This window comes from Methylophaga sp. UBA4204 (assembly GCF_002379485.1).
In the GTDB taxonomy this organism is placed as follows: Bacteria; Pseudomonadota; Gammaproteobacteria; order Nitrosococcales; family Methylophagaceae; genus Methylophaga.
The window spans coordinates 5,835-15,637 of the sequence record NZ_DFTU01000082.1 but is presented as its reverse complement, the minus strand read 5'-3'; the positions used below and the strand labels follow the sequence as shown (position 1 = coordinate 15,637).

Here is a 9,803-nt window from a genome sequence, read left to right as displayed (position 1 = left end):
TTGAAACTCTGGTGCAACAGGCTCGCAGTTTTATCTACACCACTGCCCAGCCCCCGGCGATTGCAGCAGCAACGCTGGCAAGTTTAAAACTGGTGCAACAGGAAACCTGGCGGCGTGACAAATTACAAAAACTTATCAAACAGTTTCGTGATGGGGCGGATCAACTGGGATTACCTCTAATGCCATCGCAAACGGCGATTCAACCGCTGTTGATCGGTGATGATAAAAAAGCCCTTAAATTAGGACAGGATCTGGAACAGCACGGCATTCTAGTCGGCATTATTCGGCCACCGACTGTGCCGAAAAATACCGCCAGATTACGTATTACGCTTTCTACAGCTCACGATGCCGAACATATAAATAAATTGCTTGGTGCTCTGGAGGCCAGTTATGGACATTAAACAAATGGGCCAGGGACCTGATTTGGTTTTACTGCATGGCTGGAGCATGCATAGTGGCGTCTGGCAGCCGCTGGCTGAATTACTGGCGGAAAAATTCACCTTACACCTTGTTGATTTACCAGGACATGGTACTTCTGAATGGCATTCCGACGCACTGCAGATCAACAATATCCTGGATGAATTAGAACGCAATGTTCCAGAAACTGCTTTTTGGCTGGGCTGGTCGTTGGGTGGTCAATTAAGTCTGGCATTTGCCGCAAGGTTTCCCCAGCGGGTCAGCAAACTTATCCTGATGGCGGCAAATCCGAAATTTGTGACGGCGGATGATTGGTCAGAGGCGATGGATGAAGCTGTGTTTTATGTATTTTCTGGTCAACTTGATCAAAATCAACGGGAAACCCTGAAACGCTTTGTGATGTTACAGGCCCGTGGGGCGGAAGGCAGTCGGGAAACTATTCAGCTACTGGCTGAACAAACTGCGGATAATGTGGCGCATCCCGAGGCGTTAAAGGCTGGACTGGAATTACTGGAAATCCTTGATTTACGTCTGGCGCTCAGTCAATTGAGCCAGCCGGTACAGTGCATTCTTGGGGAGCGTGATCAACTGGTCCCCATTTCACTGGCTGAACGTTTGTCAGAGTTAAATTCCAATATCGTGATTGAACGTATTGCCGGTGCAGGTCATGCGCCTTTTATCTCGCAACCACAACTTTGTGCGAACCACATATACGGATTTCTGCATGACTGACCAGGCATCAGGACCGGAAAAAAATCGTGTAGCACGCAGCTTTGGCAAAGCCGCCGTCAGTTATGATGATGTGGCGATATTGCAGCGCGATACCGCAGATGAAATGCTGGAGCGTCTGGATCTGGTCAAAATCAATCCACAGCATATTCTGGACTTGGGAACCGGCACAGGACGCAATCTGCATTTGCTGCAGCAGCGGTATCCGGCTGCCCGGCAAGTGGCAGTTGATATTGCACCGGCGATGCTTAACCAGGCCAGACAGCGTTATCTTAAAGATCAAGGTTTACGTCGCTGGTTACCGGGGCAAAAATCACCTTTATTTATTGCCGGTGATGCTGAGCAATTACCCTTGGCCGATAATAGCGTGGATTTAGTGTATGCCAACCTTGCTTTGCAATGGTGTGATCTGACATCAGTATTCGCAGAGATACAACGCGTTTTGCGCCCCGGTGGTTTACTGATGTTCAGTACGCTGGGACCTGATACCTTGCAGGAGCTACGTCAAAGTTGGGCGGCAGTAGATAATTATCCGCATATCAATGTATTTCTGGATATGCATGATGTGGCGGAAGCCATGTTTACGGCCGGGCTTGCTGATCCGGTTTTGGATAGTGATCGGCATACATTGCAATATCCCGATCTGGTCAGCATGATGCGTGATCTGCAGCAATTGGGAGCGCGCAATGTCAATCATGGACGGCGCCGTGGCTTAACGGGTAAAAACACTTTGAAAAAAGTAACCCATGCCAGTGAACAATTCCGGATCAATGGGCAACTTCCAGCCACTTATGAAGTAATATACGGACATGCCTGGGCAGGGGAGAATTCACTGCAGATGACCGAAGATGGCTGTGTGGCAGTCAGTCTCGACCAATTGAGAAGCAAGCTCTGATGACTCAGCATATATTTGTTACCGGCACCGATACCGAAGTCGGTAAAACCCGTATCAGTGTCGGACTGATCAAAGTTTTACAACAGCAGGGCCTGAGAGTCGCGGCAATGAAACCGGTCGCCAGTGGCTGTGAGTGGCGGGATGGGCAATTGCAAAATGAGGATGCACTGGCCCTCAGCCAGCAGGCAGATATCAAGTTACCGTATTCGCAGGTCAATCCTTATGCCTTTGAACCGGCGATTGCCCCACATCTTGCAGCGGAACAGGTAGGCGAAACCATTTCACTGACGGTTATTGAAAGCCAATTTGCTGCGATGCGGTTACAGGCAGATGCCGTCGTGGTCGAAGGGGCAGGTGGCTGGCTGGTGCCATTAAATGATCAGCAAACAATTGCCGATTTGGCGAAAGCATTGAAATTACCAGTAGTGCTGGTGGTGGCGATAAAGCTGGGCTGCATTAACCATGCTCTGCTGACGGTTCAGGCGATTGCCGACTCCGGTCTCAATCTGGTGGGTTGGGTCGCCAATGATTTTCTTAATGATTCACAGTCAACCGCGATTATCCAAAGTCTGAAGCAACGTATCACGGCGCCCTGTCTGGGGATTGTGCCCAGACTAGCCCAAGATGAAGATGCCAGCGCATATCTGACTTTATAACGTTTATTGTTGCTGCGTTACCGGGAAAACAGTGATTTCATCTCCTGTCTGCCATTGCGGATATTTATGCATCACTAGCTTGAACAGGTCGGACTGAAGAAAGCCATTCAGCCAGTTCTGCAGTTTTGGATAATTCGCATGGCTAAACCATTCCCAATCCACCAGAGCAAATTGTCTGATAAAAGGCAACAGAGCAAAATCTACTAACGTAAGAGAATCAGTCATTAAGCCGGTTTGCTGGTGGAGACGCTTTTCCAGTTTGGCTAAAAACTGTTCGCCTTGTTCGCGGTAGTAAAGCTCACTATGTTCTGGATAACGATCGGCGTATTTGTAGCGATCCAGCATCTGTTTGAAACTGACGTCATTTTCTTCAATTAACATTAACGCTTCCTTACGTTGCTGTTCGTCCAAAGATTGCCATATGGCATGATGTGCAGCAGCCCAAAGCATAATGTCGAGACTTTCCTCTATGACATTATTATTGCTGTCCAACAGTACCGGCACCGTGGCTTTTGGTGAGATTTCCAGCAATTCAGCTGGTTTATCTTTTAATACGACTTCCCGTATTTCTACTTCACAACCGGCAATGGCAATGGCCAGACGCGCACGCATTGCGTACGGGCAACGGCGAAAACTATAGAGAATTGGGCGTTTGATTGACATATCACGCTCTTGCTAAATTGGGCTGCCTGCTAGGCAGTCATCAGGCAGGCGGTGCGTTGAACAAGATATTTGCGTGAACAGTAACGCTAAGCTTGTTTGCTGTTCCGCAGTTCTTCTGCCTGACGGTTTAACGTATGTTTGACCAGAATGTTGCGATCGGTTTCACTCATATGGGTAAAGGCTACCCGCAGATAAAAACTTTTCCCGCCAGTACTTTCAATCATTTGATCACAGCCAATGACTTTGGCAATTGCCCGGATATGCAAACCACCAGGTAATAGTTGCATTCTGATTTCGAGTGGTGACCGGGCTTCAAATACGGTATCGGTCATCAAAGCCAGTCCGCCTGCACTGAGATTCACTTCATTGGCGGTTTCCGGGTTTAGCGGTGTGTGTAATAACTGGACATTCTGAGCCAGCAGATTCACCTTATCATCAAGCATTCGCAGGGCTCTGGCGATATCTCTGTCAGAATGACCGATTTGATCGGTCAGGTGATTAAAACTTTTCTGGATGGTTGAAAGTTGCTGTGTCAACTGTCCGGCCTCAGGTGTGGCATCAATAATAGACTGACCAATGTGTTCTGCTTCTGCTTCAGTTAATGGAATGAGGGACAGGACAAGTCGATCATTAATGCGGAAAAATGCGCGACGATCGGCGCCTGTAGCGGTGGTTTCGTTCATCATTTGCTTTCCTGTCTGCCCATGATTCATTTAATGAATCACTGCCATTACCTGTTAAAAGTCGAATCATTTTAAAACATGTACGGCACAGAAAGCATATTTTCTCTGTGCCGTACATGTCACTTTTGTTAAACAGATTACAAGTTTTCTGAAGCAAAGTCAGCCAGACGTGATCGTTCCCCTCTCAACAGGGTGATATGCCCGCTATGTGGCCAGTTTTTAAAATGATCCACCACATAAGTCAGGCCCGAAGTGGTCTCACTCAAATACGGCGTATCAATTTGCGAAATATTACCCAGGCAGACAATCTTGGTGCCTGGACCCGCCCTAGTAATCAGGGTTTTCATTTGTTTCGAGGTCAGATTCTGCGCTTCATCAATAATGATAAAGCGATTGAGGAAAGTACGGCCACGCATAAAGTTCAATGAGCGAATTTTAATCCAGCGCTGCAGTAAATCATTTGTAGCCTGACGACCCCAGTCGCCACCATCAGTTTTGTTGAGCACTTCCAGGTTATCCATTAATGCGCCCATCCATGGTGTCATTTTTTCTTCTTCAGTACCGGGCAGAAAGCCGATATCTTCACCCACTGGCACCGTGACCCGGGTCATGATGATCTCACCATAACGTTTGTGTTCGATGCATTGGGTTAACGCAGCGGCCAGCGTCAGCAGGGTTTTACCGGTACCGGCCTGACCCAGCAGGGTGACAAAATCGATTTCCGGATCCATTAATAAGTTCAAGGCAAAATTCTGTTCGCGGTTGCGAGCGGTAATGCCCCAGACCGAATGATTTTCCCGGCGATAATCATGGATTAATTCGATATCGGCGGTGGTTTCATTGTTATTACGCACTACTGCTTCAATCGCCCGTTCTTCACCGGGTGAATAAATCAATTGGTTGGGGTACCAGTCTTTGACGACTTCGCCTTCCACTTGATAGAAAGTACGGCCATCTTCCGTCCATGATTCGAGGCGGTTCAGGTCTTCCCAGAAGTCGGCTTTAAGTTCGCTGGACCCGCGATATAACAGATCCACATCATCCAGCACTTTATCGTTGTAATAATCTTCGGCGCAAATACCTAATACCGTGGCTTTGATACGCAGATTAATATCTTTGGAAACCAGAATAACGTTGGTATCAACCTGAGCCTGTTGCAGATTGATTGCAACAGCCAGAATGGCATTATCAGCGATTTGGCCGGGTAACTCTTTAGGTAACTCGCCGGACATTTGTCGGGTCTGGAAAAACAAGCGGCCACTGGCCTGAGGCACATCACTATTGGTTACACTGGGTAACGGAATGCCCAGATTTATGGCATCGTTGTCTGCGGCCTGTTCCAGTAGATCATCCAGAAAACGACTGACCTGGCGTACATTGCGTGATACCTCGGATAGACCTTTTTTACCTCTGTCGAGCTCTTCGAGCACCACCATTGGCAGAAAAATATCATGTTCATCAAAACGGAAGAGAGCAGTGGGGTCGTGCATCAGCACATTGGTATCAAGTACAAACAGACGTTTTGTCGCGTCGGGTCGTTTAATCATTCGGAAGAGATCCTCTTGTTATAGTGACGTACCTGCATTTGATTATGATCGAAGAATACGCATCTGCAAAGAGGCTCCAGAGGGTTTTCTACAGGGAAACTAAATAGGTTATTGAAACCACTGTAAATAATGCTTTGTAATGGAGGTATTGCGAATGATTTTGCTAAAAGTGATTGAGCTTCAGCAAGGGATGAACAATTTGTCTGGCGACATTATTTGTCGACCCAATGTAAACTCATTATTGAGAGGTCTAATTTTTATCGATAATGTTAATTACAGCAAATCAAGTTATAACGCATCCCGCCATCTGAAACAGGCTATTTGAATGAACGAAAAACTTGGAATTTCACAGGAAACCTTTGCGTTTTTTTTGCCAATCATCAGTTTGTTTGGCAGCACTGTTATCCTGTTGCTTGTGGTGCTGGTTTTAAACTCCCTTGCGTCGCGATTTATTCGCCGGACTGTCGACTCCAGTGAATTACGGCGAAAATGGCTGGTGCAGACCCGCAATGGCATTATTCTCATCTTCATTCTGGGATTGATCTTAATCTGGGGAGAAGAGCTCAGAACCCTGGCGTTATCCGTTGTAGCGATTGCCGTGGCATTTGTGGTGGCGACTAAAGAACTGATCCTTTGTGTGACAGGATCACTACTGAAAACCGGTGCAGGCTCTTTTGATATTGGTGACAGGATTCAAATCAGGGATTTTCGTGGTGATGTTATCGATCAAACCTTGTTGGCCACTACTATACTGGAGGTTGGCCCCGGTAAATTGACCCATCAACGCACCGGGCGTATGGCGGTAATTCCCAATGCTTTATTTGTCTCAGAACCCGTTATCAATGAAAGCTATACCCGACAATACGTTTTGCATGTATTCACGGTGCCGTTTAAAAGAACGGATAAGTGGCAGGCTGCTCAGCAAGCTTTATTGGTAGCTGCTTCCAAGCACTGTCTGCCCTATCTTGAGAATGCCCGGTTATATATGCAGAGACTCAGTGATGAACGGGGACTGGATGCAAGTTCAGTGGATCCCCGCGTTACCATTCAAGTCCCAACCGCGGCGGAGATTCATCTGGTGGTACGTTTTCCGGTGAGAGCGTCGCAACGCAGTTATATCGAACAGTTGATTCTTTCAGAGGTATTTACGGAAGATTATTCCGGTAAAGGTAAAAGCACTGACGAAGAGGAAGCAGAGAAAGAGGAAAATTAATTTTCCTCCAGATCGCAGCTAATAGCTGACACAACTATTCTTCATACTTTGGTTTATCCGTGTTGTCGTCTTCGTCATTTCTTCTTTCATCATTGACAAGATCATCGGTGATAGCCGACCCCGCCCCGGATTGATCGCCGGTTTGAGATTCTTCAATAGTGACGGATTCTTTACCGTTTTCACTGTCGATGATGACTTGTTTGCCTTCACCATCATCCTCAGCAAACGCCATGGTCATAAAACCTGACGAAAGTACGATGGCAATAATGGGTTTAGTAAAAAAATTTTGCATAAAGTGGATCCTTGTTCGAAGGAAAAGATCTGATTAACGTGCTGGCTTGCTATTTTATTAGCACTATTAGTAAATGATAAAGCTTCATGATGCGTTAACTTCAGTTAATCGACTTTGGGGAAATCTCAGCTTTGACTCGGCTACAGTTAGAAAAAAATCAGCTGTTCATTTATCTGGTGGCGATATCACTGGGCTTGATATCAGGTGTAATGTATCCGCATCTAAGCAGCTATGTGGAGGTTTTAGTCTGGCCATTATTAGGGTTGCTGTTATTTTCAACTTTTACCCAGGTATCGTTAACGCATCTGCGTGAGACGTCCTTCAATCCCCGGTTTTTGATTGCAGCCATAGTGGGTAATTTTTTGTTCATTCCAGTTGTTGTGGCTGGTTTGTTGATGTTGGCTCCAGATGATCCGGCGGTACGGCTGGGAATTTTGCTAGTGTTATTAGTGCCCTGTACCGACTGGTTTATTACCTTTACTCAGCTTGCTGGCGGCGATACCCGGCAGGCCATCACTTTCGCGCCGATTAGCTTGTTGTTGCAAGTTATATTGTTACCATTTTATCTGTATGTTTTTCTGGGCAATGAATTCACTGTCAGTCTGGCGCACAGTGAGATGCTATGGGTTTTTATCGGCTTAATTGTCGTGCCATTGATATTGGCCTGGGCAACACAGAAATTTGCCGAACAGCATCCATCAGGCGAGCAGTTCATAAACTATCTGGCATGGTTCCCCGTCACCGTCCTGGCATTGGTTATGTTTATTATCGCCAGCTCACAAGTGGCAATTGTTCTGGGTTCGTTAGCGCTGCTGCCCGGTTTGTTGCTGGTGTTTGTTTTATTTCTGCTGATTGTCGCTCTGATGGCCAGAGTTTTATCGAGGTTATTACATCTGTCATCTGCACAGGGTAGAGTGTTGGCATTCAGTTTTGGAACCCGCAATTCATTTGTCATGCTGCCATTGGCTTTGGCTTTACCAGCGAATTACGAGCTAGCAGTGGTGGTAATTGTGTTTCAGTCACTGGTCGAGTTGATTGGCATGATGGTGTTTTTATGGTGGGTACCGAAGCAGCTTTTTCCTTAGACAGGTAAATATCAATGGCTAAGCATCAACAACTAACCAATCTTGAGCAATTGTTTGATTGCATTGGGGAAGCTGCTGAGCAAAAACGCAATGAAAAGGTTTCCATCGATAGCATTATGGATATGATTGGCCGCCGTTCATTTGGACCGTTATTGCTGTTGGCAGGCCTGATTATATTGGCACCAGTGATAGGGGATATTCCGGGTGTTCCCACTATTATGGGGTTGTTTATTTTATTAGTTGCTGTTCAGTTAGTTATTGGTCAGGAACATTTCTGGTTGCCCAAATGGCTATTACAACGCGCTGTACCCAGTGAAAAATTACTCAAAGCGGTTGAGTGGTTACGTAAACCTGCACACTTTATCGATAAACTGATTCGCCCAAGATTATTGATCTTCGTCAATGGAACAGCCAAATATGTCATTGCCATTGTCTGTATTTTCATCGCATTGATGTTACCGTTTATGGAGGTCGTACCTTTCAGCGCCAATGCAGGAGGTCTTGCAATAGTGGCATTTGGTCTGGCACTGATTGCCAGCGATGGGTTGCTATCGTTATTTTCGTTTATTCTGACTGGTCTGACGGCATGGCTTATTATCGCTAATCTGTTTTGAGTTGGACAGATAAGATTTTTGACTGCTCATTTTGCTTTAGCGAGACAAATTTTCCTTGATAGCTGTATTACATGAAGGTTTGAGCTAAAGATGCAGCGACGCACAAAATTACGAATTATCTATTATCTCAATGTGGCTTTGATTCTGCTGCTGGTGGGCTATCAGTTTTATTTGCATCTATCTGAAACAGACTTTAAATCGCTCCATTCCGAGCAAGTCAGCAGAATTAAAACTATTGCTCAACAGGAGCAGTTTAATTTTGCAGTGGTGGGGAACATCAATAATTCGACGCATATTTTTCAAAAACAGCTCATTCCTTTGATCAATGCTTCTGATAACCGCTTTCTAATTTCTGCCGGAAATGCCGTCAGTAGTGGGGCAGAAGAAAATTATCGTTCATTGTTCAAACTGCTACATGAACTGGATATTCCCTGGCTGCTTACATACGGAGAAAATGAGGAAAGTGATTTTGGTGATGTCAGGTTTTATAAACATTTAGGGCCACATTTCTTTTCATTTATTGCTGGTGAAAATCATTTCTTATTTGTTGATAACACCGGAAATTCACCTTTGCAATGGCAGCTGGATTGGCTGGATCGGGAACTGGAATCATCTAAACAAGCTAACCGATTTGTGTTTATCGGTCTGCCACTGCATCAGGCTTTGGAGGAAACTCCAGCTTTTGAATCAGAAAATTACTTTGGTGATAGCATTGTCCGTAAAGCATTCATAGAACTTTTCGAGCGACATAAAGTTGATGTGGTGTTTTCAGCCAATTTGTCACTGTTTCATCAACAGCTGAAAAATGGCGTGCGTTATGTCACAACAGGGGGGGCAGGCGGTTTGATAGTAAATGATGAAGACAGCTTTCATCATTACGTTCAAGTGACTGTAAATGGTGATGAGATTGGCATAAGTCCAGTAAGGTTGGATATCAGTAGCTATTCAATACTTAACACGCTGGACAGCGTTTGGTCAGCGATTTATACATTTATTTATGTAAGCTTTG

12 protein-coding genes are annotated in these 9,803 nt (G+C 45.7%); 8 read left to right on the top strand and 4 right to left on the bottom strand.

Annotated elements, in window-relative coordinates; translation table 11 throughout:
- From B3182_RS12130 to bioD, 4 genes are all read left to right on the top strand, one after another.
- Positions 1-401, top strand: a 401-nt coding sequence (locus tag B3182_RS12130; RefSeq protein WP_292752908.1) for an aminotransferase class I/II-fold pyridoxal phosphate-dependent enzyme, incomplete at its 5' end; no start/stop codon positions are given.
- Positions 391-1,149, top strand: a complete 759-nt coding sequence (gene bioH / locus B3182_RS12125; protein ID WP_292752906.1) for a pimeloyl-ACP methyl ester esterase BioH — start codon at positions 391-393, stop codon at positions 1,147-1,149. The genes B3182_RS12130 and bioH, both read left to right, overlap by 11 nt.
- Entirely contained in the window at positions 1,142-2,041 is a 900-nt protein-coding gene (bioC, locus tag B3182_RS12120; RefSeq protein WP_292353592.1) for a malonyl-ACP O-methyltransferase BioC, read from the top strand. The genes bioH and bioC overlap by 8 nt, the downstream gene beginning before the upstream one ends.
- On the top strand, positions 2,041-2,697 hold the full coding sequence (gene bioD, locus B3182_RS12115) for a dethiobiotin synthase (protein ID WP_292353593.1): 657 nt from the start codon (positions 2,041-2,043) through the stop codon (positions 2,695-2,697). Before bioC ends, bioD begins: the two co-directional genes overlap by 1 nt.
- Positions 2,698-2,700: 3 nt before the next feature.
- On the opposite strand, the gene B3182_RS12110 is transcribed toward bioD, so the two are convergent.
- The 3 genes from B3182_RS12110 to B3182_RS12100 form a co-directional block, all read right to left on the bottom strand.
- Positions 2,701-3,360 carry a glutathione S-transferase gene (locus B3182_RS12110; protein WP_292353594.1) on the bottom strand — a complete coding sequence of 220 codons (660 nt, stop codon included), beginning with the start codon at positions 3,358-3,360 and terminating at the stop codon, positions 2,701-2,703.
- Between the two features lie 86 nt (positions 3,361-3,446).
- The gene (locus tag B3182_RS12105; protein ID WP_292400200.1) at positions 3,447-4,046 is read right to left on the bottom strand and encodes a PilZ domain-containing protein; all 600 of its coding nucleotides are present in this window, start codon (positions 4,044-4,046) and stop codon (positions 3,447-3,449) included.
- Positions 4,047-4,180: 134 nt separating this feature from the next.
- Positions 4,181-5,590, bottom strand: coding sequence for a PhoH family protein (locus B3182_RS12100; protein WP_292353596.1), 1,410 nt, complete (start codon positions 5,588-5,590; stop codon positions 4,181-4,183).
- Between the two features lie 325 nt (positions 5,591-5,915).
- Between B3182_RS12100 and B3182_RS12095 the strand changes: the two genes are divergently transcribed.
- Positions 5,916-6,803, top strand: coding sequence for a mechanosensitive ion channel domain-containing protein (locus B3182_RS12095; protein WP_292353597.1), 888 nt, complete (start codon positions 5,916-5,918; stop codon positions 6,801-6,803).
- A 34-nt stretch (positions 6,804-6,837) separates the two neighbouring features.
- Here the strand turns inward: B3182_RS12095 and B3182_RS12090 are convergent, their stop codons facing one another.
- The gene (locus tag B3182_RS12090) at positions 6,838-7,095 is read right to left on the bottom strand and encodes a hypothetical protein (protein WP_292353598.1); all 258 of its coding nucleotides are present in this window, start codon (positions 7,093-7,095) and stop codon (positions 6,838-6,840) included.
- Between the two features lie 131 nt (positions 7,096-7,226).
- On the opposite strand from B3182_RS12090, the gene B3182_RS12085 reads away from it, so the two are divergent.
- From B3182_RS12085 to B3182_RS12075, 3 genes are all read left to right on the top strand, one after another.
- Complete coding sequence (locus tag B3182_RS12085; RefSeq protein WP_292353599.1) at positions 7,227-8,180, top strand: arsenic resistance protein; 954 nt, start codon at positions 7,227-7,229, stop codon at positions 8,178-8,180.
- Between the two features lie 14 nt (positions 8,181-8,194).
- Positions 8,195-8,794 (top strand): exopolysaccharide biosynthesis protein, encoded by a 600-nt coding sequence (locus B3182_RS12080; protein ID WP_292353600.1) that lies wholly within the window; start codon positions 8,195-8,197, stop codon positions 8,792-8,794.
- 90 nt (positions 8,795-8,884) lie between these two features.
- On the top strand, positions 8,885-9,803 hold a 919-nt coding region (locus tag B3182_RS12075; protein ID WP_414683346.1), incomplete at its 3' end, for a metallophosphoesterase family protein.